Consider the following 23387-nt stretch of genomic DNA (forward strand, 5'->3'; position numbering starts at 1 on the left):
TCAAGGTGTTCCTTCGAACTTGCTGGGATTGAGGTCGAGTTCCACAGCCTCGATCAGCGGCAACAGCCATTCGAGAAGCGCTACGTGGAGAGGATGGTCTGCATACGCTGCGCAAGCCGCTGCGTTCGCAAACTTCATATATCCGCCAAAACCGTAGCCCCCGTGGTTGACTGCAACGTTCGGTCCAACTGCAACTTCGAGCAGCCCGGGAATCTCGCCGCGGAAACCTTCGATTGCGTGGGTCGCACGCGAGCAGTCATCGGCTGTCGCATCAGGCTTCCAGCGAAACAAAAAGATGTGAATGTACATCGGCTTCCCTCGGTTTCGGAGCGGCGGAACTGATCGGTAATTTGACCTTGTCGGTGCACGCTCGGGTAATCGACAAAGCATTCGTACCATTCGCGAATGGGCCGGCGGGCTTCCGACCCAAGCGCCAGTCTTTTCTTGTGGGTCGTCACCTGCGGGGGCTGTAGGTAGCCGCGCCGACGATAGCTTGCGGCCCGATCAGCCGAGACACGCAGTCCTCGCGATGCCCCATAAAATCTCTCCCAAACAGCAAGGATTTGTTCGGTGATGTGACGAATCACGACCCGTTGATCTCTCGTTGACAGGGTCTGCATATTGACATTTGTACGGCCGTACAAATCATAATTCGAGTGGTGGCATTGATGGCAGGGGCGCCAGCAGCCATGGGAGGACTGATGGCAAATCCCGAACTTTCGACCCGGCAGCGGATCCTCCAAGCTGCAGAACCCCTGTTCGCAAAACTGGGATTTGCGGGCGTATCAATGCGAGCAATTGCTGGAGCCGCAGGTGTTCACCTGGGACAACTGCCGTATCACTTCGGTACGAAAGAGACGCTCTACCGTGAAATTTGGGAGAATTGGATCAGCCAAGTGGATGCAGGCACTTTACTCTTGGAGAAGCAGCCTGCTTCTGATGCGCCGCAAAAGGAGCAACTTCGGGCCGTAGTGCGGGCTTTTTTTGATGGCCCCGCCCGGATGCTTAGTGATCCGCGCGGCAGGCACTTCGTCGCGATCATGGTCAAGGAGGCACATGACCCTGCCAGTGCCTCTCGCGGTTTGCTGGAAGAATTCATCTATCCAAACGGCAACAGATTCCGCCTCGAGCTTGCTCGACTTTTCCCTGAGATGGATGCGACGTCACAAGACGCCGGCTTTGAAATGATCCTGGCAGCGCTGCGGATAGTGATCGAGCGAGATCGGCCGACTGCGGACGGACAATTGCACCCCGACGAAGCAGCCCACTTAGTCGGGCTTTTGACTCATTTCATTGTCGACGGGTGGATGGCATTGGCTGAGATTTCGCAGAGAAGCGTCTAAAGTTCACCACTCAAAACGCAGAACGGTACGAGGAAAAACACCTGCAACAGGTCAGCGCGGCCTTGTGGAGGGCTGAGTAGCCCCTAGTTTTCTAGACGCCTTCCGCTTTCAAAATCTGCAGCCGCTCGAACTGTGCGGGTGACAGCATCCCGTTCCTGACCTGCTTGCGGAGCGGATTGTAGAACATCTCGATGTAATCGAACACGTCCTGCCGGGCTTCGTCGCGCGTTTTGTAGGTTCGGCGCCGGATGCGTTCTCGCTTGAGCGACGAGAAGAAGCTCTCTGCCACCGCATTGTCATGGTAGTTGCCGCGCCGGCTCATCGAATGCTCAAGATTGTGAGCCCGGATGAAGGCCGCCCAGTCCATGCTGGTGAACTGCGAGCCTTGATCCGAGTGGATCAATACCCGTTGTTTTGGGATGTCTTGGGAAGGACCGTTGGCGGACAGGGTGGGATTCGAACCCACGGTGAGCTTGCACCCACGGCGGTTTTCAAGACCGCTGCCTTAAACCACTCGGCCACCTGTCCGCACGGATTGAGCGCATAGAGAAAACAGCGCGGCTTGCAAGGGGTATGCTTGTTGTCCCACAACGATTGCGGATTGGGACGGATGGCAGTTGGCTTGCGATGACTGTCCACGGCCATGACGCTCAAGGCATTTGCAACTCAGCCGCATTGTGCGAGATTTGCCGGGATGACTGTTTCTTCGAAGCTTCGTTCCCTGCGTCTCCCTTTCCTTGCAGCCGCCCTTGCCGCCATGCCGATGGCCTCGGTTCTCGAGGCGCAGCCAGTGGTTCAGAGCGTGGGAGGGCAGAGCTTCGACAGCTATTTGCAAGCGGTGGGCGCGCGGGCGCGCCGGGAGGGCGTTTCCGAGGCGACCATTTCGCGGGTGCTCACCGGGCTCACGCCGAACCAGCGAGTGGTCGAACTGGATTCGGCGCAGCCAAGCCGCGCGACAACGCCTCCGCCGGTTGCTCCCTATATTGCCCAGCACGTCGGGCCGAGCATCATTGCTCGTGGACGTGCGCGTTATGCAGACCTTTCCGGCATCGTTCCCTCGATAGAGCGTAGATATGGCGTTCCTGCGCCCATACTGTTCGCGATCTGGGGGCATGAGACGAACTACGGCAGCTATGTCGGCGATTTCGACCTGGCGCGCTCACTCGCGACACTGGCCTGGGAAGGGCGCCGTCGGGCGCTGTTCGAGGGCGAGCTTGTGGCGCTGCTCAAGATGGTGGATCAGGGCGTTCCCACTTACCGTCTCAAGGGAAGCTGGGCAGGGGCCTTCGGCTACCCCCAGTTCCTGCCGAGCGTGTACCTGCGGCTGGCTGTCGATGGTGACGGCAATGGAACCCGCGATATCTTCACCAGCCCGGCAGACACTATCGCGTCGATCGCAAATTATTTTCGCGATGCAGGATGGCGTGCGGGGCAGCCATGGGGCGTTCGCGTATCGGTGCCTTCCGGGCTCAATGTCGATAGTTACGCCAGCAAGCTTGCAGCGCCTAGCTGCGACCGTGTCCACGCCCGTCATTCCCAGTGGAAGACCGTTTCGGAATGGCGGGCTCTCGGCGTGACACCGCAGCGCGCGATTGCCGACAACGTGCTGACATCGCTGTTCCAGCCTGACGGGCCGGGCACGCCGGCCTATCTGTTAACCGGGAATTATCGGGTCATCCTTCAGTACAACTGCTCGAACTACTACGCACTGTCCGTGGGGTTGCTTGCAGATGAGATTGCCCGTTAACCATGCGCTGCCACTTGCGGCGCTGATTCTATCGATTGCCGCTCCGGCGTTTGGCAAGGACCGTGGTCCCGTCCTGCCTGCAAGCGGGCCTGCCGGCGACTATCCGGTCGTCCTCGGCGATCCGTTCACCATTGGCGGGACGACGTGGACGCCGATTGACCAGCTCAACTACGATGCCGTGGGAATGGCTTCTGTGGGCCAAGGCAGCGGAGTGACCGCCGCTCACAAGACCTTGCCGTTGCCGGCTTATGTCGAAGTCACCGCACTGGGAACCGGTCGTACGATCCTGGTCCGGCTGGAGCGGCGGGGGCCCATGGTGAACGATGCACTCATCGAACTTTCGCCGGAAGCAGCGGCGCAGCTCGGCATCGCGGGCGGTGCCCATGCACCTGTTCGCGTGCGACGCGTCAATCCTCCCGAAGTGGAGCGGGCCATGCTGCGAAGCGGCGGCAAGGCGCCCGAGCGGATGGAAACGCCGGAAGGCTTGCTCAAGGTCTTGCGGCGCAAGCTCGAAAGCCAGTCGCCGTTGCTGCCGCCGCCGTCCACACCCCCTACGATGCCGAAGGGGCCGGCAGTCCAACCCGCTGCCACGCCGGAAATTCATTCGCAAAAAGCGAATCCCGGCCCCGTCGCGGTAGCGGTGCCGCCGAAGGTTGAGAAAAAATCTCCCGCCACGCAGCAACCCCAGGAAACAGTAGCCCATGTGCCTGCCAAACCTGCGCCATCGGTTGTAAAATATGGCTCGCAAGTTGTTCAGATTGGCGCATTTTCTGTTGAAGAAAATGCTCGCAAGGCAGCGCGTCCTCTTGGTGCAAGCGTGAGCAGGGCGGGCAAGTTCTGGCGTGTGCAGATGGGGCCCTTCGCAAACAGTGCACAAGCCGCCGCAGCGCTGGAGAAGGCCCGGGCGGCAGGGTATAGCGACGCACGAATCCAGCGCGCGAATTGATTTCGGGTCGTTTCGCGCAGGCCAACGCGTCCGTTCCGGATGCGCGGGGAGAAGTCGCGCCTTGAAGTCCTTCCTGAAGTTTGCCCTCCTGCTTGCGGTCCCCGCGAGCGTCATCGCAGCAAGTGCGGCAGGAGCAGCCATTCCCACTCCGCCGCCGGAACTCGCGCCGATCCCGGTAAGCATCCTGGTCGACATCGGTTCAGGGCAGGTTCTTGTCCAGCGCCGCCCCGACGTGCCGTTCCTGCCTGCCTCCGTTACCAAGGTGATGACCGCTTTCGTCGCGTTCGAGGAAATCGATGCGGGCCGGCTCAGCCTTGATCGGCAAATGTCGGTTCGGCCTGAAACGGCGCGGGAATGGTTCGCAAAGGGTACGTCCATGTACCTGACGGAAAAGGATCATCCTACCGTTCGCGATCTGCTCCACGGCGTGATGACGGCATCGTCGAACGACGGCGCCGTGGTGCTGGCGCAGGGGTATGCGGGAAGCGTGCCGGCATGGACTGCGATGATGAACGATGCCGCGCGCCGGATCGGCATGACCGGCAGCCACTACAACACGCCGAATGGCTGGATGGATGACGGCCACACATACATCACCGCCAGCGACATGGTGAAGCTGGCGGACGCCATGATCACGCGCCATCCGCAACTTTACCATGAATTTTCAGGTGTTAAGCACTACTTCTGGCGCGACGTTGCCATGCGCAGCCATGACCCGACGGTTGGCGTGGTTCCAGGCGCGGACGGGATCAAGACCGGCTACACGCGTGAAGCAGGCTACAACTTCCTCGGCACTGCCGAACGAGATGGTCGCCGTCTCGTCATGATGTTGGCCGCTTCGCCAAAACCCAAGGTGCGCGACGATGCCGCCAAGGCGCTGCTGGAGTGGGGCTTCTCGGCATGGGAAGCGCGCCATCTGTTCGATCAGGGGCAACCCGTGGCGCAAGCCAGCGTGCAGGGCGGTGCAGCCCGTGAGGTGCCGCTGGTCGCCAATCGCGAAGTCCACGCCACCTTGCCTCGAGGCGGGCACGAGAAAGTCTCGCTTGCGGTGCATTACAAGGGGCCGTTGGTGGCGCCGATCCGCAAGGGCGACCAGGTCGGCGAACTGGAAATCAAGGTTGAAGGTCTGGCGCCGGGGCATATCCCCTTGTTCGCCGGAAAGGATGTTGGCGTGGCCGGTCCTCTGGACAGGCTGATGAACGGGATTATCAGCTTCTTCTCATGAGCCGGGGAAAATTCATCGCGCTGGAAGGCGGGGAGGGGGCGGGGAAATCGACCCAGTCGCGCCTGCTCGCCGAGGCATTGCGCGCACGAGGACTGGACGTCGTGACCACTCGCGAGCCCGGGGGAACCGGAGGAGCGGAAGCGATCCGCGAGCTTTTGCTCCATGGCGATGGTGATGGCTGGGGAGCCCGCGCCGAGGCGCTGCTGTTCGCCGCTGCGCGTTCGGATCACGTCGAGAAGCTGATCCGGCCCGCTCTCGCTCGAGGGGCCTGGGTCGTCTGCGATCGTTTTCTCGATTCAAGCCGTGCCTATCAGGGCGGCGGCGGCGGTCTCTCGGATGGTGACATTCGCACGCTTCATGCCATCGGCAGTGAAGGAATGCTCCCGGATCTGACCGTGCTGATCGAAGTGTCTCCCTCCGTCGCGGCCAAGCGGCTCGCATTGCGCGACGTTGACGGAACCGATCGGATCGGCGGCCGCGAGGCGACCTACCACGCCCGGGTGGCGCAGGCATTCGCGCGGTTCGCGGAAGGCGAACCAGCACGTTTCGCACGGATCGACGGGGACGGGACGCCCGAGGAAACGCGGGACCGTGTACTCGCCGCGCTGACCGGCCTGATGGGCGAAGGCACATGAGCGAGGAACTCCCGTTCGTCGGCCAGCACGCCGCGTGGCAAGAATGGCTGGCCGCGATCGATTCCGGGCGCATGCACCATGGTTGGTTGCTGGCTGGCGGCAAGGGCCTGGGCAAGCGCGGTTTCGCGCGGGTGGCCGCGGCCGAACTGGTGCGATTGCCCGGCGCGCCGAGGCCCGACCCGGACACCCATCCGGACATTCACATCCTCGAGCATCTTCCCGCCAACGACGACGAGGCGAAGAAGAAGGCCGAGGGCAAGCCTTACCAGACCAAGCGCAATATCTCGGTCGACCAGGTGCGCGAAATGATCCGCCGCCTTGCGACGAAGCCAACGCTGGGCGATCGCCGCGCCATCATCATCGATCCGGCCGACGATATGGAGAAGAGCGCGGTCAACGCCCTGCTGAAAGCGCTTGAGGAGCCCCCTACGGGAACCTACTTCCTGCTGCTGGCCCATCAGCCGGGGCGCCTGCTGCCGACTATCCGCTCGCGCTGCCGGGTCTTGCGCTTCGCCGCTTTGAACGAGCAGGAACTCGATGAAGTCCTTCGCCGGGATGCGCCTCATTCCGATGCAGAGACGCGGCGTGCCGCAGTGGCGGCATCGCATGGGTCGCCGGGCATCGCCATCAGTTTCGTCGAACATGATCTTGGCCCCATTCACCGCCTGATGATGCAGATCCTGCGAGAAGGTGATGCAGATTATCATCTGCGCGGCAGCCTTGCCGAAGAGATGGGTGCTCGCCCGGCTCGGGATCGCCAACTGGCCACGCTGGAACTGGCGCGAACGGCGCTCGCCAACGAACTGGCCGGCGCATCGCCCGCGCGCCAGATGCGGCTGATCGAGGCACATGGCACCCTGACACGCCTATCTACGCAGGCGCCGACCTACAATTTCGACGCGGGCCTCCTGATAATGGAAATTGGCGGGTTGCTGGCTTCGGCCGCTATGCCTAGAGAGACGGCTCGCTAAGACACTCCTGGAAAAGAAAGCGCGACGCCGCATGGGCGAGCCCTATTATATAACGACAGCGATCAGCTACCCCAACGGCAAGCCGCATATCGGCCATGCCTACGAGGCGATCGCGGCCGACGTCATTGCCCGTTTCAAGAAGGCCGAAGGCTTCGATGTCCGGTTCCAGACCGGTACGGACGAGCATGGCCTCAAGATGGCGCAAAAGGCACGCGATCTGGACACGACACCTGCGGATCTGGCAACGGAAATGTCAGGTCATTTCCGTGAGATGTGTGATGTCTTGAATGTCGGTTATGATGTTTTCATTCGCACGACGGAGCCACGCCATCACGCCGCGACACAGGAACTGTGGCGCCGGATGGAGGCCAACGGCGACCTCTATCTCGATCGTTACGAGGGGTGGTACTCCGTCCGTGACGAAGCCTATTACGATGAAGGCGAACTGGTCGCAGGCGAAGGTGGGGAAAAGCTTTCCCCGCAGGGAACGCCGGTAGAGTGGACGGTCGAGGAATCGTGGTTCTTCCGCCTTTCCAAATATCAGGACAAACTGCTCGAACTCTACAATTCGACCGACTTCATCCGTCCCGAGACGCGCAAGAACGAAATCCTGCGTTTCGTCGAGGGCGGCCTTCGCGACCTTTCGGTTTCCCGCACCAGTTTCGACTGGGGTATCAAGGTGCCCGGCAGCGAAAATCACGTGATGTACGTCTGGGTCGATGCGCTCACCAACTACATCACCGGCCTTGGCTTCCCCGAAGAAACGAGCGAATTCGCCAGGTTCTGGCCTGCCGACGTTCACCTCATCGGCAAGGACATCGTCCGTTTCCACACCGTCTACTGGCCGGCCTTCCTGATGAGCGCCGGGCTGGAGCTTCCCAAGCAGGTGTTCGGCCACGGCTTCCTGCTTAACCGGGGACAGAAGGAATCGAAGTCACTCGGCAATGTTACCGACCCGATCGGTCTGGCCGAGACATATGGCGTCGACACGCTCCGCTATTTCTTCCTGCGCGAAGTGGCATTCGGTCAGGACGGATCGTGGTCCGCCGAAGCCATCGTGACGCGGGCCAATGCCGAACTCGCAAACAGTTTCGGCAATCTTGCTCAGCGCAGTCTTTCCATGATTTTCAAGAACATGGATGGAGAACTTAAGGGCGATCTTCCGAAGGCCGAAGCTGATCTGGCCCTGCTTTCGGCCGTTGCCGAAGGCATTGCCGGCCTGCGCAAGGCGTTCGACGAACTGTCGTTCAGCGAAGGCCTCGAGGCATGGATGCGCGCCGTCTTCGCCTGCAACCAGTATGTCGATGAACAGGCTCCGTGGACCCTGCGCAAGACCGATCCCGCGCGCATGGAAGCAGTGTTGATGATGCTGTTCCAGGTCGTTCGCGACCTCGCGATCGCGGTTCGTCCCGTGGTTCCCACTTCCATCGACAAGTTGCTGGACCAGATGGGCCAGCCTGCCGAAGCGCGCAGTTTCGCGGCTCTTGCCGACGATGGCTGGTTCGCGGCTCTCGCCGCCAGCGGTTTCAAGGTCGACAAGCCGGTCGGCGTTTTCCCGCGCCTTGAACTGCCGGAGGAAGCCGCCGCGTGATGCTCATCGATTCGCATTGCCACCTCGAATACGAAGGTCTCGTCGAGGACCAGACAGGTGTTCTCGACCGGGCCCGCGCGGCGGGCATTCGCGGATTTCTGAACATCTCGACGCGCCGCAGCGAATGGGAGAGGGTGGTCGCCACTGCTGCTCGTGAACCCGATGTATGGGCCTCGGTCGGTATTCATCCGCATGAGGCGGATCAGCATGCCGACCTTGGCGAGGCCGCGCTTCTCGAAGCGACCCGGCATCCCAAGGTCATCGGCATCGGCGAAACCGGTCTCGACTATTATTACGACAAGTCCGACCATGAGGTGCAACAGGCCTTGTTCCGCACGCATATCACGGTGGCCCGCGAAACCGGGCTGCCGATGATCATTCACACGCGGGACGCCGAAGCGGACACGTTCCATATCCTTGAGGACGAGATGGGGAAGGGGGCGTTCCCGGCCCTGATCCACTGTTTCACCGCCAGCGCCGATTTCGGCCGCAAGGTGCTGGATCTGGGACTGACGATTTCGATTTCCGGCATTGTGACATTCAAGAATGCCAAGGACTTGCAGGAGGTTGTTGCCACCATTCCGGAGGATCGCCTGCTGGTCGAAACGGATTCGCCGTTCCTTGCGCCGGTGCCACATAGGGGCAGGCGCTGCGAGCCGGCATTCACGGCCGATACGGCGCGTTTCGTAGCCGATCTGCGCGGCGTTTCCGTGGAGGAACTCGGCGAAGCGACGACGCGCAACTTCTTTTCGCTGTTCACGAAGGCCGCAGCGTGAAGGTTACCATTCTCGGCAGCGGCACTTCGACCGGCGTTCCTCGTCTTGGCGGCGAATTCGGCGCCGACTGGGGCCTGTGCGATCCCGACGAACCCAGGAATCGACGGACCCGCGTTTCCATCCTTCTGGAAAGCGATGCCGGCGCCAGGATCCTGGTGGACACCTCCACGGATCTGCGCGCGCAGCTTCTTCAGAACGAAATCCACCGCATCGACGCCGTGTTCTGGACGCACGACCATGCGGACCACTGCCACGGAATCGATGATCTGCGCCCGCTTCGCTACGGCCGCGCAGGCCCGATCCCCGGCTTTGCGAACTCCGAGACCGTCAGGCGGCTGCGCCAGCGTTTCGGATATGTCTTCGCCGGGCAGTTCGGCTATCCGACACTGATTTCGCTGGATAATCTCGACACGCTGAGGCTCTGCGAAGGGTTTCGCGTGGATCATGCGCAAATGCCGCACGGTCCTGCGGAATCGACTGCGTTTCGGTTTGATTGTGACGGAAAATCAGTCTGTTACATGACAGACTTCAGTGAAATTACCCGCGACATGATCGACTTGTGCTACGGCGCCGATCTTCTCGTGGTCGACTGCCTGCGCCGCGAACCGCATCCAACGCACGCTCATCTTGGCATGGCGCTGGAACTCGCGGAAGTCTGCCGGGTCGGACAAGCGGTGTTGACCCATCTCGACAAGAGCATGGATTATGCGACACTGAGCGCTGAAATTCCCGAGAATGTTCGGGTTGCCTATGACGGAATGGTGATCGAGCCGTGAACCAGACAGGAATGATCGTCGGCATCATCTCGGTGATCGGGGCGCTCATTCTCGTTACGAGCAATTCCCGTTTTCGATCCTTGCCTCAGAGCAGGATGCTCAAGATGGCGTTGATCTGGGCCGTGATCATCATCGGGTTTGTCCTGCTGATCCAGGTGACGGGCTTCAGGATAAAGCCGTGACACCGCGCTCAGCGGCGCATGGTTTAACATAATCTCTATTATCAATCTTGCATATGCGCTCGGGGAAAATGACAGAAACTCGCCATCAGCAGCTTGACCGGCTCCTCTCGATCATGGCGCGGCTTCGCGATCCCGTGTCCGGTTGCGAATGGGATGTCGCGCAGAGTTTTGAAACCATCGCGCCCTATACCATCGAGGAAGCCTACGAGGTTGCCGATGCCATTGCTCGGCAGGATCTGGCCGATCTGCGTGATGAACTGGGCGATCTGCTGCTTCAGGTCGTTTTCCATGCCCGCATGGCCGAGGAAGACGGGCATTTTGCTTTCGGCGATGTGGCCGCCGCGATCTCCGACAAGCTCGAAGCCCGTCACCCGCATATCTTTGCCGACGAAGCCACGGGAGATGCCCAGACGGAGCGTTGGGAAAAGCTGAAGGCGAAAGAGCGCAAGGCCAAGGGTGAAACCAGCGCTGTCGATGGCGTGGCGATATCGCTTCCCGCGCTCATGCGTGCCGAAAAGTTGCAGAAGCGAGCTGCGCGGGTCGGCTTCGACTGGCCCGACCCAAGCGGCGCGGCCGACAAGGTGCATGAGGAAATGGCGGAACTGGCGGAAGCCTCACCGGCCGAGAAACTTGAAGAAGCCGGCGACCTGCTGTTCGCCGCTGTCAATCTGGTGCGGCTCAACGGCATCGCCCCGGAAGATGCCTTGCGCGCAGCCAACGCCAAGTTCGAGCGTCGGTTCCGGGCGATGGAAGCGTTCGCCCATCGGGACGGCTTCCTGTTCGACAAGCTCTCGCTCGACGAACAGGAAGCCTATTGGCAGGCGGTAAAGGCTTCAGAGCGCGCTGAAACGGCCTAGTTCACGCTCGGCAAGGCGGACCTGGAGGCGGAGCATCGGACCTTCAGGCCCCTCACCCACGTCTTCTTCGGCCACTACTTCGCCCCGTGCATGTAGGAATGCGAGCCGCTGGCCATCGGCCGCCGGCAGCACGAAGCTGTAAAGCTTGGCGTCAGCCGTCAGCGTCCTGCCGACAGTTTCGAGCAGGAAATCGCAGCCCATGCCGGTAAGCGCGGACAGCGGAACGATGGTCTCGTCCGAACGCTGGGCCATGGCTTCGCGCAGTTCCTGGGCATGCGTGGCCTCAAGCAGGTCCCACTTGTTCCAGACTTCGATGATCGGGATCGCGGGCGCGGCCTCCTCACTCTCTTCGACCTGCCCTTCCCCGGTCGCCACGCCGAGATCGGCCAGAACTTCCAGCACCTGGCGCTTCTGCGATTCGGTATCCGGGTTGGCGATGTCGCGAACGTGGAGAATGATGTCGGCCGCGTTCACTTCTTCCAGCGTTGCGCGGAAGGCCGCGACGAGCTGGGTGGGAAGGTCGGAAATGAAGCCCACCGTGTCCGACAGGATCGCCTTCTCGACAGCCGGTAGACGGATCGCCCGCATTGTCGGGTCTAGCGTGGCGAACAGCAGGTCCTGCGCCATCACGCCCGCGCCGGTCAGGTAATTGAACAGCGTGGACTTGCCCGCATTGGTATAGCCCACCAGCGCAACGACCGGCCATGGTGCTTTTTCGCGGCGATCGCGGTGAAGGCCGCGGGTGCGGCGCACCTGCTCCAGCTCGCGCCGGATGCGGGCCATGCGATCGCGGATCATGCGGCGGTCGGCCTCGATCTGCGTTTCGCCCGGACCGCCCAGGAAGCCGAAGCCACCGCGCTGGCGTTCGAGGTGGGTCCAGCTGCGTACGAGACGGCCTGCCTGATAGTCCAGGTGAGCCAGTTCGACCTGGAGACGGCCTTCCGCCGTCGCCGCACGCTCGCCGAAGATTTCGAGGATCAGGCCGGTACGATCGATGACCTTGCGCTTGAACTTCTCTTCGAGATTGCGCTGCTGGATCGCCGAAAGCGAGCCATCGACGATGATGAGTTCCGCTTCGTGCAGTTCACAGGCAACTGCGATGTTCTGGATCTGCCCTTCGCCGAACAGCGTTCCGGCGCGCGGTTCCCGGATGGGTATGGCCATGGCATCCGCCACGATCAACCCGATCGCCAGAGCGAGGCCCTTGGCCTCTTCGAGACGCGCTTCGGGATCGAGATCCCCTCTGCCGCGCATCTGCGGATAAACGACGAGGGCACGCGCACCGCGCGTGACCTCGCCCTTGAGTTCTTCGTTCAAATCAGTTCAGCTTCCGCAAGTTTCAGTCGTCGGATTCTTCATGCGCCTGAAGATCGACCGGAGTCACGGGCTGAATCGTCGAAACCGCGTGCTTGTAGGCAAGCTGGACGTAGCCTTCGCGCTCCAGCAGCATGCAGAACAGATCATAGGCAGCCACGCGGCCCTGCAGCATGACGCCGTTGATCAGGAACATGGTGACCTGCACGCCCGCGTTGCGGATGCTGGAAAGGAACACGTCCTGAAGGACGCGGGTCTTCTTTCCATTGTCGGCGCCGCTCGCGAACTGGCGCGCATCGACCGGGGTCGAGGGCATGATCGTCGAGATGGCGTGCTTGTAGACGAGCTGCGACTGGCCGTCGCGGCGAAGAAGGATGGAGAAGTTGTCGAACCAGGTGACGATGCCCTGAAGCTTCACGCCCTTCACGAGGAACATGGTCACGGGCGTCTTGTTCTTGCGCAGGAGGTTCAGGAACTGGTCCTGGAGGTTCTGCCCCTTCCCTGCCGAAGTGCCGGCGGTGACGGGAGGAGCCACCGAACCGGAAGGCGACGGTGCCGCTTCGGGTTCTTCCACTGCGGGAGTGGTTCGCGGGCGCGCGGTCAGCGTACGGCCGGCCATATCATTTTCTCCTTCTTTTTGGCGGCCGCTGTGCGGTCCGCGATCTGGTCACCGGAAAATCCCAATGCCGTTCTCGAATCGAAATCTATCGACTTGCTGCAATGCAGTAAACGCGAAAAATGTAGCATTCTTGTGACAGGTGCCCGGATACACTTGATGGAGGATGCGTCCGGGCCATGCCGTGGCCTTGAAAAATCGCGGTAACTTGCGGTTCTTCAGGCCTGTTCCTCGCTTTCGTGTTCCCCTTCGCGGCGCTCGGCCATGCCCAGGAGCTTCAGTTTCCGGTGGAGCGCCGAACGTTCCATGCCGATGAAGGAGGCGGTCTTCGAGATATTGCCCGAAAATCGGCGGATCTGGACACGCAGGTACTCGCGCTCGAAGCTTTCCCGTGCTTCGCGCAAGGGGGCGCTCATCATCACCGTGACGCCGGCGTCGCCGCCGCCGCGGCTGTTGAAGATTTCCGGCGGCAGCATGTCGGCATCGATCCGCGCCAGCTTCTCGCGCGGGGCCATGATGACAGTCCGCTCGACCACATTGCGCAGTTGCCGCACGTTGCCGGGCCATTCATATGCCTGGAGCGCGGTCATCGCCTCTCCGGTGACTTGCGGCGGGGGAACCCCCTGCTCGTTGGCATAGCGCGCGAAGAAATGGTCGATCAGGGCGGGAATGTCGTCCCGCCGCTCCCGCAAGGCCGGGATCGTTACCGGCACCACGTTGAGGCGATAGAACAGGTCTTCGCGGAAGCGCCGCTCGGCGATTTCCTTTTCCAGATCGCGCGAGGTCGAGGATACGACCCGAACATCGACGCGAATCTGGCGGGTGCCGCCAACCCGGACGAACGCCTGATCGGTCAGGACCCTCAGGATGCGGGCCTGCGTGGACAGCGGCATGTCGGCCACTTCGTCGAAATAGAGCGTGCCGCCATCCGCTGTTTCCAGAAGCCCCGGCCGGATCAGGGCGCCGTCCGCTTCCTCCCCGAACAGTTCCTGCTCGAAGCGTTCCGGCGTGATCCGCGCGGAATTGACGCTGACGAAAGCGTTCCCGGCCCGCGCGCTCCAGGCATGGAGCTGGCGCGCGGCCACTTCCTTGCCCGAACCGGCCGGTCCGGTGATGAGCAGGCGGCTTCCGGTGTTGGCCACCCGCTTGAGGGTGGCGCGGACCTGATTGATCGAGCCGCTCGACCCGGTGAACTCCTCACCCATCGAGAAGTCGTGCCGAAGCTGCGCGTTCTCGCGGCGCAGGCGCTCTGTCTCGGTGGCACGGCCGACGAGATGGAGCAGCTTCTCCGCCTCGAACGGCTTTTCGATGAAGTCCACCGCGCCCCGGCTGATCGCGGCCACGGCTGTATCGATGTTCCCATGACCTGAGAAGATGATGACCGGCAGTTCCGGTTCGCGCGCCTTGATCGCATCCAGCACTTCCAGACCGTCCATGGGGCTGCCGTGCAGCCAGACGTCGAGGAGGACCAGCGAGGGACGGCGGGCGTCGATGGCGTCAAGCGCGGAACCGCTGTCGCCCGCAGTGCGGCATTCGTAGCCTTCATCGCTGAGAACGCCGGCCACCAGTTCGCGGATGTCGCGTTCGTCGTCCACGATCAGGATTTCTAGAGCCATGGCAATGTCTTCTTGGTCAGGAGGATGGGAGTGGCAGGCAGGGTGCGGCAAGCCGGGATCATTCGGCGGCCTCCTGCTTGCGTGTATGGGCGAGCGGATCGGTGGCGAAGCGCATGGTTACCGTCGTGCCGCCGCCGGCGGTCGGCAGGAACAGCATTTCGCCGCCATGCTCTTCGATGATCTTGTTCACGATGGCGAGACCGAGGCCGGTGCCCTTCTCTCGCGTGGTGACGTAAGGTTCGATAATGCGTTCGCGGTCCTGCGAAAGTCCGATGCCGTTGTCGGCAATGCGGACGAGGATCGCCTCGGGCAGCGCCTCCACGGTGACGGCGATTGCGCCGCGATAGTCGGCCGGGGCATCCTTGGCCTTCGCCTCGATGGCCTCGACCGCGTTCTTCAGCACGTTGGTCATCGCCTGGCCATACTGGTGCCGGTCGCAGTCGATCGAGCCGATGGCGGGATCGCCGGCGAAGCTGAAGGCGATATCCGGCCTTGCGACTTCCTGGAGGAACAGTGCCTGCCGGGTCAGCGCAACCGGATCTTCGGCGCGGAACACCGGCTTCGGCAGGCGGGCGAAGGAGGAGAACTCGTCGACCATCTTGCGAAGATCGCCCACCTGGCGAATGATCGTGCGCGTAAGGTCTTCGAATAGCTCGGGATTGTCGACGATCTGCTTGCGATAGCGCCGGCTGAGACGTTCGGTGGCAAGCTGGATCGGCGTGAGCGGGTTCTTGATCTCGTGGGCGATGCGGCGGGCCACGTCGGACCATGCCGCCGTGCGCTGGTCGAGCAGCTGGCGGGTGATGTCCTCGAACGTGATGACATGCCCGGTCACGTCGCGCGTCACCTTGACGGCGAAGGTCAGCAGGTCTCCGTGGCGGTTGTACTGGACCAGCCCGCCAGAGCCACCCTGCTCGATCAGGGCGGCAAACTGCGGCGCCAGATCGGAAAGCGGCATGTCTTCCGGCAGTTCGGAGCGCTGGGTCAGGAGCTTCTGCGCCGTGCTGTTCATCAGCAGGATGCGCCCTTCCGTATCGAGCGAGATGATGCCCGAGGTCACCGATTCCAGCACCGCTTCGATGAACACGCGGCGTTCGTGAAGCTGGCGGTTGGCCCCCAAAAGAGCCTGGGTCTGCTTTTCGATCTGCGCGGTCATGCGGTTGAACGCGCGATTGAGCAGGCCGATCTCGTCAGCGCCGGTACGGCCTTCGATCCGCAAGGCGAAGTTGCCGCTGCCAACCCTTCGAGCCGCATCGACGAGTTCGTAGAGCGGCTTGACCTGACGGTCGGCGAAGCGGAGCGCGAACCATACGGCAAGCCCGACGAGTGCCAGCGACGCAACGAACAAAGCCACGTTGAAGCGCAGCTGGAGTACGCGGGCGCGGCTCGTCAGCACTTCGTAGGCCTGGACGATGTTCTCCGCGTTTTCGGCGCGCTGCCCCTGGCTGAGTGCGAGCAGGTCCGAACTGCGGGCGGCATAAAGATAGACGCCTGCCTCCCGTTCGATCGGCACGACGGCCACCACCCGGTCGGCGTTCGAGGTTACGACCAGCGGCTCCCCTTTGTTGAGGCGGGCCTGGACTTCGGGAGTGATTCGCTTGTCATCGGTCTTCCCCTCGGGATCGACGATGATCGGCGTGCGCTGGCTACCGTCGTTCGCGACCTGGATGATCGCGGCTACCGACAGGTTGCGGCGGACCACCTGGCTGGCGAAGAACTGCTGGAAATAGGCGCTGGCAACCGGCGATTCGCCGAGAGTGACGCGGGTGTCGTTGGCCATGGCGGCGGATTCGTAGCCGACGTCACGCTGGGTCTGCTCGTAGTAGCCGCGCGCCAGCTTGTTCGCATTTTCCAGCAGCCCGCGCGAGGAGTCCGAGAACCAGAATTCGACGCCGGACTGGAACAGCCAGGACGCGAAAACCACCACCAGCAGCGTGGGAACGGCCGAAATCAGCGAGAAGATGAACACCAGGCGGACGTGCATCTGGCCGGTGCCGCCAATGTTTTCGGCGGCGCGGCGCAGTGCCATCCGGCGCCCCAGCAGCACGAGGATGGCCATGGCCGGAACCAGCGTGCCGACCAGCAGCGTTGCCGTGAGGTTGGAGGGCAGCAATTGCCCCTTGTCCCGCGAATTCAGCGCGACCCAGGTGATGCCGGTCATCACCAGGAAAGCGACGATCGAGAGCACTTCCATCATCGCGAAGAAGTTCGCGCGGCGGGCTGCAACCTGCATGCGCCGCCACCATCGTGGCCAGGCGCGTTTGTGGATCATGATCTCGCTCATCGTTGCGCTGTTACAACGCCGGTGTTGCCTGTTTGCAAGAGCAAATCCATCAATGCCCGATCAGGAACGACGAGTGAAGTCCTCGGGGTCGAGTGCAAGCTCGCCAAGACGTTTGCGCAAGGTGTTGCGATTAATCCCGAGTGCCTGGGCTGCACGAAGCTGGTTTCCGCCTGTCTCTTTAAGCACTTCCGCAAAAAGCGGACGCTCGAATGCGGCTGCCGCCGTTTCGTAGATCGTGCCGTTCGCCGGGCGCGTAGCAGCCAGCCAGCGGCTGACCGCCTGCGCGATGTCGTCGGGTTCGCTGACGTCAGCAGGCGCCGACGAAGTATCCGCGGCCAGCAAAGGCAGGATGCTCTCGGGATCGATCGCATCCTCGCGTGCCAGCAGGGCAAGCCGGTAGATGAAATTCTTGAGCTCGCGCACATTGCCGCGCCAGGGCTGGCGGCTGAGCAGTTCCGCCGCTTCGGCGGTCAACTGCCGGCGCGGCAGCCCCTCGTTGGCGGCGTGCTGGAGGAAATGGCGGGCCAGTACCTCGATGTCGTCCCGGCGGTCGCGCAGCGGCGGCATATGGATCGGCACGACATTGAGTCGGTAGTACAGGTCTTCGCGGAAGCGCCCGGCAGCGATCTCCGGCTCCAGATCCTTGTTGGTGGCAGCGATTATGCGCACGTCCAGCCTTATCTCGTCCCGCCCGCCGACACGCCGCACCGTCCCCGACTGGAGCGCCCGCAACAGGCGGGTCTGGGCCTGCATCGGCATGTCGCCGATTTCGTCGAGGAACAGGGTGCCGCCCGCTGCCTGCTCGAACTTGCCGACATGCCGGGCGACCGCGCCGGTAAAGGCGCCCTTTTCATGGCCGAACAGCTCGCTCTCGATCAGCTCGGCCGGAATTGCCGCCGTGTTCACGGCGATGAACGGACCTGCCCGGCGGTGCCCGAGATTGTGGACCGCTTCCGCCACCAGTTCCTTGCCGGTGCCGGATTCGCCAAGGATCAGCACGGTCAGATCGTTGCGCAGGACGCGCGTGATCATGCGGAATACCGTTTGCATGGCAAGGCTGCGGCCGACCAGCGGCAGGCCGTCGCCCAGCGGTTCGTCGCCTTCGGGGGCGCTGCCCTGCCCTGCACCTGCCGCCTGGCGCACGGTTCGGGCCAGTTCGTCGATATCGAAGGGCTTGGGGAAGTACTCGAAGGCCCCGGTATCGGTTGCGCGAACGGCGGTATCGAGGGTGTTCTGGGCCGAAAGGATGACGATCGGCATCGCCGGATGCAGCGCCCTTACCCGGTCGATCGTCTCGATTCCGTCGCCGTCAGGCAGCATGACGTCGGTGACGAGGGCCTGATAGCTGCCCTCGCCCAGCAGCCGGTCCCGCTCGCCGATCGACTGGCAATGGACGACGGTGAAACCCTCGGCCTCCAGCGCGGCGGTAATGACGATGGCGATCGAAAGGTCGTCCTCGACGAGCAGCACGCTCATGCAGCCGGCCTCCTTCTGGTTGAGCGGCTGCGGGTTTCGCGGGCCAGGGGCAAGTGGACACGGAAATGGGTGAACCCGCCTTCCTCGTCGCGTTCGTGCGTGATGCGTCCGTTCATGTCGCGCACCAGCTTGCGTACGAGGGGAAGGCCCAGCCCCTGACCAGACTTCTTGGTGGTGACGAAGGGCTCGAAGATATGATCGCGCATCGCCGGCTCCACGCCCGGCCCATTGTCCGACACGCGCAGTTCCACCGGCAGGCGCACCGGCTCTCCGGAATCGCTGGTGTGGAGCTGGAGGCCGCTGGCGAAGCGCGTGCGGATCGTCACGCGGGGCGCCTGTTCGGCGGCGCAGGCCTCGGAAGCATTGGCCACGAGGTTGATGATGACCTGCACCAGCGCATCCGGGCTGCCGAGCACGGCGGGCAGCGAAGGGTCGAATTCCTCGACAAGACGCACCCGCTCCGGCGCATCACCGCGCGCGGCGGACATCACGTTGATCGCGCGCCGCGCGGCTTCGTGAAGGTTGCAGGGTTCGACCGGCGGAGCCGTGCGGCGGCTGAGCTTCTGCATCTGGTCGATCAGATTGGCGATGCGATCGACTTCGAGCGTGATAAGCTCGGTCAGTGCGCGGTCCTTGTCCTCGATCTTGCGGGCAAGGAGCTGGGCCGCGCCGCGAATGCCGGCCAGAGGGTTCTTGATCTCGTGAGCCATGATTTCCGGCCCGCGCAGCACTGCATTGTCCGGGCCTCCGGAATCGTCGCCCAGCGCCTCGGTGGCGGTGTTGTCATGGATCGTAAGCACCTGCCAGCCCGGCGTATCGGCCACCGGGGCGACGTTGATGTCGATCCTTCGTGCGCCCTTGCCCTTGAGCGTGACCACGACTTCGCGCGCCGAAACCGGCGTTTCATAATCGTCGAGACGCTCCAGCAGGAGCTGGTCGGAAAACGTCAGGATCTCGCGCAAGGGCGTACCGACCAGCAAGCGCAGCGATTGCCCGAAGAACTGCTCGGCGGCGGGGTTGAGCGATGCGATCCGCAGCCCCGGTTCCAGCAGCACGACAGCCTGGGGAAGGCTTGCGAGAAGCCGCGAAGCCGCGGGCAAGGCCGTGTGCGGCGCGAGGCTCATGCAGCCTGACGGTCTGCCGATGCGGTTTCGCTGCCCTGATCGCGGTAAGGCGCATAGAATTCAGCTAGCAGACGCAGCACTTCGTCAGGATCGTTGACGAAATTGATGCGGTTGCGGAACTCGGCCGAACCCTTGATGCCCTTGATGTACCATCCCAGGTGCTTGCGGGCCATCTTCACGCCCGTATCGCTGCCGTAGTGGGAGAGCATGTCCTCGTAGTGTTCGCGGATGATTTCGTACTGCTTGCCGAAACCGGGCTCTTCCATAAGCCCGTTGCCGCGCCACCACTGCATGACTTTGGCGAGAATCCACGGCTTGCCGTAAGCGCCGCGACCGATCATCAGGCCATCGGCACCGGACTGTTCCAGCGCCCTGGCGGCATCCTCGATATCCAGGATATCGCCATTGACGATGACCGGGATCGAGACCGCGTCCTTCACGCCGCGCACGAAAGCCCAGTCGGCCGAGCCCTTGTACATCTGGTTGCGGGTGCGGCCGTGGACGGTGATCATCTTGGCACCGAGGTCTTCGGCGATGCGCGCTAGTTCGGGGGCGTTGAGACTGTCATGGCACCAGCCCATGCGCATCTTCACGGTGACGGGAACCTTCACGGCCTTGACCGTGGCTTCGATCAGCCGGGTTGCGAGAGGAATGTCGCGCATGAGCGCCGATCCGGCATCGCCGTTGACGACCTTGCGGACCGGGCAGCCCATGTTGATGTCGATGATGGCGGCGCCCCGATCCTCGACGAGTTTGGCGGCTTCGGCCATCTGTTCCGGCTCGCAGCCGACGAGCTGCATCGAAACCGGATCCTCGATCTGGTCCCACATGGCCTTCTGAAGCGAAACGCGCGTCTCACGGATGGCGGCCGGGCTGGCGATCATCTCGGTGACGTTCAGACCTGACCCGAATCCGCGCACCATGCGGCGGAACGGCAAATCGGAAACGCCCGTCATCGGGGCGAGCACGACCGGACAGTCGATCGTCACGGGACCGACTTCGATCGGCTTCAGAGCCGGAGGAGTAGGCAGTGTGTTCATTGCGCGAGCCCGGAATTGCCTAAAAAACGTATAGTGCCTAAAAAACAGGCAGCGCATAGTGGATTGCCCTCGCCTCGGCAAGCGATTACCGGCAACGACAATGTCGCAAGACCTGTCAGAAACGCTCCCGCGTCCCGCCGAACATCCCCGCACAGCCGCTATCGTGGTGGCTGCAGGCAAAGGACTGCGCGCAGGCCAGCCTGTTCCCAAGCAATTTGCGCTCTGGCGCGGCAAGCCGGTGGTTCGCCATTCGGCCGAAGCGCTGGCCCGCGCGGGGGTTTCGCCGATTCTCGTCGTGATCCCCCAGGGCGCCGAGGAAATCGCCGCCGAAGCGCTGGCCGGCATCCCCGGTGTCCAGTTGGCGAACGGCGGCGAAACCCGGCAGAAATCGGTCAGACTCGGGCTCGAAGTGCTTGTGAGCAGCCATCCCGACCGGGTTCTGATCCACGACGCGGCCCGGCCGATTCTCCCTGGCCCCGTGATCGACAGGCTGATGGATGCCCTGGCGGTTCATGAGGCGGCGATTCCCGTGCTGACCGTCGTGGACAGCCTCGCTCACGCCGAGCCCGGCGAGGTTTGGCAGATGATGGGCGCCCCTGCCCGCCGCGAGGATCTTCGCCGCGTACAGACCCCTCAGGCCTTCCGCTTCCCCGAAATCCTCGCCGCCCACCGCGCATGGGACGGGCCGACCACCGCCGGAGACGACGCGCAGGTGGCGCAGGCGTCCGGCATGGGTATCGCGCTCGTCGAAGGAGACGAAGCCTTGCACAAGCTGACATATGCCGCGGACTTCGCCGGCGCCCTGCCGCCGATCCGCGTCGGCACCGGTTATGACGTCCACCGTCTGGAAGAAGGCGAGGAACTCTGGCTTTGCGGCGTGAAGATCGCCCATACCCACGGACTATCCGGCCATAGCGATGCCGATGTCGCCATCCACGCGCTGGTCGACGCTTTACTCGGCGCCGTGGGCAAGGGCGACATCGGCCAGCACTTCCCGCCCAGCGACCCCCAGTGGAAGGGCGCTGCATCCGACCGGTTCCTGGCACATGCCGCGAAGCTCGTGGCCGAGGCCGGCTATGCGCTTGGCAATGCGGACGTGACGATCATCTGCGAAGCGCCCAAGATCGGCCCGCACCGCGAAGCCATGCGGGCTCGCCTCGCCGAAATCCTCGGCGCCGATCCCTCCCTTGTCAGCGTGAAGGCAACCACGACCGAGAAGCTGGGTTTCACTGGCAGGGCAGAGGGAATCGCCTGCCAGGCTGCGGTCAGCCTGGTCAGGATTTAAGGAGCCTACGATGCCTGCTTTCCGCAAGATGCTCACTTTAGCCGCGGTGTCCGCGCTCGCGATCCTGCCCGGCGTGGCAAGTGCCCAGCAGTCCGCCTGCCTGACCAAGGTCGAGGCGCGATCCCTGTTCGGCTATGCCCTTCCCCAGGTCATTTCCGGCACCAGCAAACGGTGCGCCCAGGTCTTGCCCAGCGATTCCTACCTGCGCAATCACGGCGCCGAACTCGTCGCCCGCTATACGGCGCAGAAAAGTCGTTACTGGCCTGAAGCCAAGATCGCCTTCCTAAAGCTGGGCGAAGGCAAGGATGCGCAAGTCGGCCAGTTCGCGCGCAATCTTCCCGACGAATCGCTTCGTCCGCTCGTCGACATCACTGTCGAGGGGATGGTCTCGCAGGGTCTTCCGCTGAAATCCTGCGACAAGGTCGATCTCGCGCTCGACCTGCTCTTCCCTCTCCCGCCCGAAAACACCGCCGGCCTCATCGCGCTGCTCATCGAAGTCACCTCGAAGGCTGACGAAGTGGCGCCCGGCAAGGCGAAGCTCGGCGGCTTCACTCTCTGCAAGGACTGACATGTCTGGCAACATCCTATTCCCGCAGGACCTCTACGATCTCGCCGTGCGCGTGATCGCCGAAAACAAGGCGATCGGCCGCAAGGTCGCACTGGCCGAGAGCTGCACGGGTGGCCTCGTCTGCGCCGCGCTGACCGAAGTGGCCGGCTCCTCCGCCGTGCTCGACCGCGGATTCGTGACCTATTCGAACGAATCGAAGCAGGAGATGCTGGGGGTCGCGTCGGATATCATCGACACGCTTGGCGCGGTTTCACCGGCTACGGCATGGGCGATGGCGCAAGGGGCGATCACGCACAGCAATGCCGACGTGGCGGTCGCGATCAGCGGCATTGCCGGGCCCGAAGGCGGCAGCGAACTCAAGCCGGTGGGAACCGTGGTCTTCGCCCGCGCGCATCGCGGCGAGGAAGAGGTCCATGCCGAACAGAAGCTGATCGAAGGTGCGAACCGCGCTGAAATCCGCCACCACGCGGCAGTGGTCGCGCTGGAACTGCTGCTGCCTGGAACCGAGTTGCCCGCCTACGCGGACTGAGCGTTCATCGTCCCGGATCGCTCCGGGACGATGCCTGTCCGGTCAGACCGGTTCGCCGTAAAGTTCGTGGGCGCGGGTTTCGAAGGCGGCCACCATCTTGCGGAAGGCCTTGTCGAAATACTGGCCTGCCAGCTTCTCGAACAGGGCGTTGCGGAAGCTGAAGCGCACGTCGAATTCGATATCGCAGCTATGCGCATCGACCGGATGGAACGTCCAGTGGTTGTGCAGGTCCTTCATCGGCCCGTCGACATAGTGGACCTTGATCTCGCGCGCGCGAACCTTCTCGACGCGCGAGGTGAACTTTTCGCGCAGGGCCTTGAAGCCGACCAGCATGTCCGCGACCATTTCGGTTCCGGTGTCGGACTTCACCCGGGTGGCGACCACCCAGGGCAGGAATTCCTGATAACGGCCGACATCGGCTACGAGGTCGAACATCTGCTCGGCGCTGTAGGGCAAGCGCTGGGTTTCGTGGATTCCGGGCACAGT

Annotated in this window: 23 protein-coding genes, 1 tRNA gene and 1 pseudogene; 14 read left to right on the top strand and 11 right to left on the bottom strand. The window is 62.9% G+C overall.

Annotation, left to right across the window (positions count from 1 at the left end; translation table 11 throughout):
* The gene (locus ACLIMP_RS11235; RefSeq protein WP_185997398.1) at positions 1–309 is read right to left on the bottom strand and encodes a Dabb family protein; all 309 of its coding nucleotides are present in this window, start codon (positions 307–309) and stop codon (positions 1–3) included.
* 392 nt (positions 310–701) lie between these two features.
* On the opposite strand from ACLIMP_RS11235, the gene ACLIMP_RS11240 reads away from it, so the two are divergent.
* A complete protein-coding gene (locus ACLIMP_RS11240; RefSeq protein ID WP_165913198.1) occupies positions 702–1343 on the top strand; it encodes a TetR/AcrR family transcriptional regulator in 642 nt (213 codons plus the stop codon).
* Between the two features lie 91 nt (positions 1344–1434).
* Here ACLIMP_RS11240 and ACLIMP_RS11245 read toward each other — a convergent pair.
* Positions 1435–1761 (bottom strand): annotated as a pseudogene (locus tag ACLIMP_RS11245) (IS3 family transposase); the annotation flags it as partial.
* Between the two features lie 20 nt (positions 1762–1781).
* Positions 1782–1871 (bottom strand) — tRNA-Ser (locus tag ACLIMP_RS11250).
* 166 nt (positions 1872–2037) lie between these two features.
* Here ACLIMP_RS11250 and ACLIMP_RS11255 point away from each other — a divergent pair.
* The 10 genes from ACLIMP_RS11255 to mazG all read left to right on the top strand — a co-directional run bounded on the left by ACLIMP_RS11255 (position 2038) and on the right by mazG (position 11049).
* Positions 2038–3090 carry a lytic murein transglycosylase gene (locus ACLIMP_RS11255; protein WP_054437753.1) on the top strand — a complete coding sequence of 351 codons (1053 nt, stop codon included), beginning with the start codon at positions 2038–2040 and terminating at the stop codon, positions 3088–3090.
* Complete coding sequence (locus ACLIMP_RS11260; RefSeq protein ID WP_324699048.1) at positions 3074–4036, top strand: septal ring lytic transglycosylase RlpA family protein; 963 nt, start codon at positions 3074–3076, stop codon at positions 4034–4036. The genes ACLIMP_RS11255 and ACLIMP_RS11260 overlap by 17 nt, the downstream gene beginning before the upstream one ends.
* A 61-nt stretch (positions 4037–4097) precedes the next feature.
* Entirely contained in the window at positions 4098–5261 is a 1164-nt protein-coding gene (locus ACLIMP_RS11265; RefSeq protein WP_054437757.1) for a D-alanyl-D-alanine carboxypeptidase family protein, read from the top strand.
* Positions 5258–5896, top strand: coding sequence for a dTMP kinase (gene tmk, locus ACLIMP_RS11270; RefSeq protein WP_324695262.1), 639 nt, complete (start codon positions 5258–5260; stop codon positions 5894–5896). Before ACLIMP_RS11265 ends, tmk begins: the two co-directional genes overlap by 4 nt.
* Entirely contained in the window at positions 5893–6867 is a 975-nt protein-coding gene (locus ACLIMP_RS11275; RefSeq protein WP_324695264.1) for a DNA polymerase III delta subunit-related protein, read from the top strand. The genes tmk and ACLIMP_RS11275 overlap by 4 nt, the downstream gene beginning before the upstream one ends.
* A gap of 31 nt (positions 6868–6898) precedes the next feature.
* Positions 6899–8458, top strand: coding sequence for a methionine--tRNA ligase (gene metG / locus ACLIMP_RS11280; RefSeq protein WP_324695266.1), 1560 nt, complete (start codon positions 6899–6901; stop codon positions 8456–8458).
* Entirely contained in the window at positions 8458–9234 is a 777-nt protein-coding gene (locus ACLIMP_RS11285; RefSeq protein ID WP_324699049.1) for a TatD family hydrolase, read from the top strand. Before metG ends, ACLIMP_RS11285 begins: the two co-directional genes overlap by 1 nt.
* Positions 9231–10010: an MBL fold metallo-hydrolase gene (locus ACLIMP_RS11290; RefSeq protein ID WP_324695268.1), complete on the top strand. Its 780-nt coding sequence runs from the start codon at positions 9231–9233 to the stop codon at positions 10008–10010. Before ACLIMP_RS11285 ends, ACLIMP_RS11290 begins: the two co-directional genes overlap by 4 nt.
* An 11-nt stretch (positions 10011–10021) precedes the next feature.
* Positions 10022–10192, top strand: coding sequence for a hypothetical protein (locus ACLIMP_RS11295; protein WP_324695270.1), 171 nt, complete (start codon positions 10022–10024; stop codon positions 10190–10192).
* Positions 10193–10260: 68 nt separating this feature from the next.
* On the top strand, positions 10261–11049 hold the full coding sequence (gene mazG, locus ACLIMP_RS11300; RefSeq protein ID WP_324695272.1) for a nucleoside triphosphate pyrophosphohydrolase: 789 nt from the start codon (positions 10261–10263) through the stop codon (positions 11047–11049).
* On the opposite strand, the gene hflX is transcribed toward mazG, so the two are convergent.
* From hflX to dusB, 7 genes are all read right to left on the bottom strand, one after another.
* Entirely contained in the window at positions 11026–12366 is a 1341-nt protein-coding gene (gene hflX, locus ACLIMP_RS11305; protein ID WP_443477850.1) for a GTPase HflX, read from the bottom strand. The genes mazG and hflX overlap by 24 nt on opposite strands.
* Positions 12367–12388: 22 nt before the next feature.
* Positions 12389–12982 (bottom strand): RNA chaperone Hfq, encoded by a 594-nt coding sequence (gene hfq / locus ACLIMP_RS11310; RefSeq protein WP_132469776.1) that lies wholly within the window; start codon positions 12980–12982, stop codon positions 12389–12391.
* Between the two features lie 215 nt (positions 12983–13197).
* Positions 13198–14595 (bottom strand): nitrogen assimilation response regulator NtrX, encoded by a 1398-nt coding sequence (gene ntrX, locus ACLIMP_RS11315; protein ID WP_132469775.1) that lies wholly within the window; start codon positions 14593–14595, stop codon positions 13198–13200.
* A 58-nt stretch (positions 14596–14653) separates the two neighbouring features.
* Positions 14654–16828: a sensor histidine kinase gene (locus tag ACLIMP_RS11320; protein ID WP_324699051.1), complete on the bottom strand. Its 2175-nt coding sequence runs from the start codon at positions 16826–16828 to the stop codon at positions 14654–14656.
* Positions 16829–16939: 111 nt separating this feature from the next.
* A complete protein-coding gene (locus ACLIMP_RS11325) occupies positions 16940–18355 on the bottom strand; it encodes a sigma-54-dependent transcriptional regulator (protein ID WP_185997387.1) in 1416 nt (471 codons plus the stop codon).
* The gene (locus ACLIMP_RS11330) at positions 18352–19479 is read right to left on the bottom strand and encodes a two-component system sensor histidine kinase NtrB (RefSeq protein ID WP_185997386.1); all 1128 of its coding nucleotides are present in this window, start codon (positions 19477–19479) and stop codon (positions 18352–18354) included. The genes ACLIMP_RS11325 and ACLIMP_RS11330 overlap by 4 nt, the downstream gene beginning before the upstream one ends.
* Positions 19476–20519 (bottom strand): tRNA dihydrouridine synthase DusB, encoded by a 1044-nt coding sequence (gene dusB / locus ACLIMP_RS11335; protein WP_185997385.1) that lies wholly within the window; start codon positions 20517–20519, stop codon positions 19476–19478. Before dusB ends, ACLIMP_RS11330 begins: the two co-directional genes overlap by 4 nt.
* A 100-nt stretch (positions 20520–20619) precedes the next feature.
* On the opposite strand from dusB, the gene ACLIMP_RS11340 reads away from it, so the two are divergent.
* Genes ACLIMP_RS11340 through ACLIMP_RS11350 form a run of 3 tightly spaced genes read left to right on the top strand, consistent with a single transcriptional unit; the run spans position 20620 to position 22901 of the window.
* On the top strand, positions 20620–21804 hold the full coding sequence (locus ACLIMP_RS11340; protein ID WP_324695283.1) for a bifunctional 2-C-methyl-D-erythritol 4-phosphate cytidylyltransferase/2-C-methyl-D-erythritol 2,4-cyclodiphosphate synthase: 1185 nt from the start codon (positions 20620–20622) through the stop codon (positions 21802–21804).
* Positions 21805–21814: 10 nt separating this feature from the next.
* The gene (locus ACLIMP_RS11345) at positions 21815–22372 is read left to right on the top strand and encodes a hypothetical protein (protein ID WP_443477851.1); all 558 of its coding nucleotides are present in this window, start codon (positions 21815–21817) and stop codon (positions 22370–22372) included.
* Position 22373: 1 nt separating this feature from the next.
* Positions 22374–22901, top strand: coding sequence for a CinA family protein (locus tag ACLIMP_RS11350; protein ID WP_132469772.1), 528 nt, complete (start codon positions 22374–22376; stop codon positions 22899–22901).
* A 42-nt stretch (positions 22902–22943) separates the two neighbouring features.
* Here the strand turns inward: ACLIMP_RS11350 and ACLIMP_RS11355 are convergent, their stop codons facing one another.
* A complete protein-coding gene (locus ACLIMP_RS11355; RefSeq protein ID WP_054437784.1) occupies positions 22944–23384 on the bottom strand; it encodes a type II toxin-antitoxin system RatA family toxin in 441 nt (146 codons plus the stop codon).
* Positions 23385–23387 lie beyond the last annotated feature (3 nt).

The organism is Novosphingobium aeonii (assembly GCF_052279045.1).
Lineage (GTDB): Bacteria > Pseudomonadota > Alphaproteobacteria > Sphingomonadales > Sphingomonadaceae > Novosphingobium.

What these genes read in the sequence shown, in the direction of transcription:
- ACLIMP_RS11235 (WP_185997398.1), bottom strand. Translation starts at nt 309, where the DNA reads ATGTACATTCACATCTTTTTGTTTCGCTGGAAGCCTGATGCGACAGCC.
- ACLIMP_RS11240 (WP_165913198.1), top strand. Translation starts at nt 702, where the DNA reads ATGGCAAATCCCGAACTTTCGACCCGGCAGCGGATCCTCCAAGCTGCA.
- ACLIMP_RS11255 (WP_054437753.1), top strand. Translation starts at nt 2,038, where the DNA reads ATGACTGTTTCTTCGAAGCTTCGTTCCCTGCGTCTCCCTTTCCTTGCA.
- ACLIMP_RS11260 (WP_324699048.1), top strand. Translation starts at nt 3,074, where the DNA reads ATGAGATTGCCCGTTAACCATGCGCTGCCACTTGCGGCGCTGATTCTA.
- tmk (WP_324695262.1), top strand. Translation starts at nt 5,258, where the DNA reads ATGAGCCGGGGAAAATTCATCGCGCTGGAAGGCGGGGAGGGGGCGGGG.
- ACLIMP_RS11275 (WP_324695264.1), top strand. Translation starts at nt 5,893, where the DNA reads ATGAGCGAGGAACTCCCGTTCGTCGGCCAGCACGCCGCGTGGCAAGAA.
- metG (WP_324695266.1), top strand. Translation starts at nt 6,899, where the DNA reads ATGGGCGAGCCCTATTATATAACGACAGCGATCAGCTACCCCAACGGC.
- ACLIMP_RS11285 (WP_324699049.1), top strand. Translation starts at nt 8,458, where the DNA reads ATGCTCATCGATTCGCATTGCCACCTCGAATACGAAGGTCTCGTCGAG.
- ACLIMP_RS11295 (WP_324695270.1), top strand. Translation starts at nt 10,022, where the DNA reads ATGATCGTCGGCATCATCTCGGTGATCGGGGCGCTCATTCTCGTTACG.
- mazG (WP_324695272.1), top strand. Translation starts at nt 10,261, where the DNA reads ATGACAGAAACTCGCCATCAGCAGCTTGACCGGCTCCTCTCGATCATG.
- hfq (WP_132469776.1), bottom strand. Translation starts at nt 12,982, where the DNA reads ATGGCCGGCCGTACGCTGACCGCGCGCCCGCGAACCACTCCCGCAGTG.
- ntrX (WP_132469775.1), bottom strand. Translation starts at nt 14,595, where the DNA reads ATGGCTCTAGAAATCCTGATCGTGGACGACGAACGCGACATCCGCGAA.
- ACLIMP_RS11320 (WP_324699051.1), bottom strand. Translation starts at nt 16,828, where the DNA reads ATGCAGGTTGCAGCCCGCCGCGCGAACTTCTTCGCGATGATGGAAGTG.
- ACLIMP_RS11325 (WP_185997387.1), bottom strand. Translation starts at nt 18,355, where the DNA reads ATGAGCGTGCTGCTCGTCGAGGACGACCTTTCGATCGCCATCGTCATT.
- ACLIMP_RS11330 (WP_185997386.1), bottom strand. Translation starts at nt 19,479, where the DNA reads ATGAGCCTCGCGCCGCACACGGCCTTGCCCGCGGCTTCGCGGCTTCTC.
- dusB (WP_185997385.1), bottom strand. Translation starts at nt 20,519, where the DNA reads ATGAACACACTGCCTACTCCTCCGGCTCTGAAGCCGATCGAAGTCGGT.
- ACLIMP_RS11340 (WP_324695283.1), top strand. Translation starts at nt 20,620, where the DNA reads ATGTCGCAAGACCTGTCAGAAACGCTCCCGCGTCCCGCCGAACATCCC.
- ACLIMP_RS11345 (WP_443477851.1), top strand. Translation starts at nt 21,815, where the DNA reads ATGCCTGCTTTCCGCAAGATGCTCACTTTAGCCGCGGTGTCCGCGCTC.
- ACLIMP_RS11350 (WP_132469772.1), top strand. Translation starts at nt 22,374, where the DNA reads ATGTCTGGCAACATCCTATTCCCGCAGGACCTCTACGATCTCGCCGTG.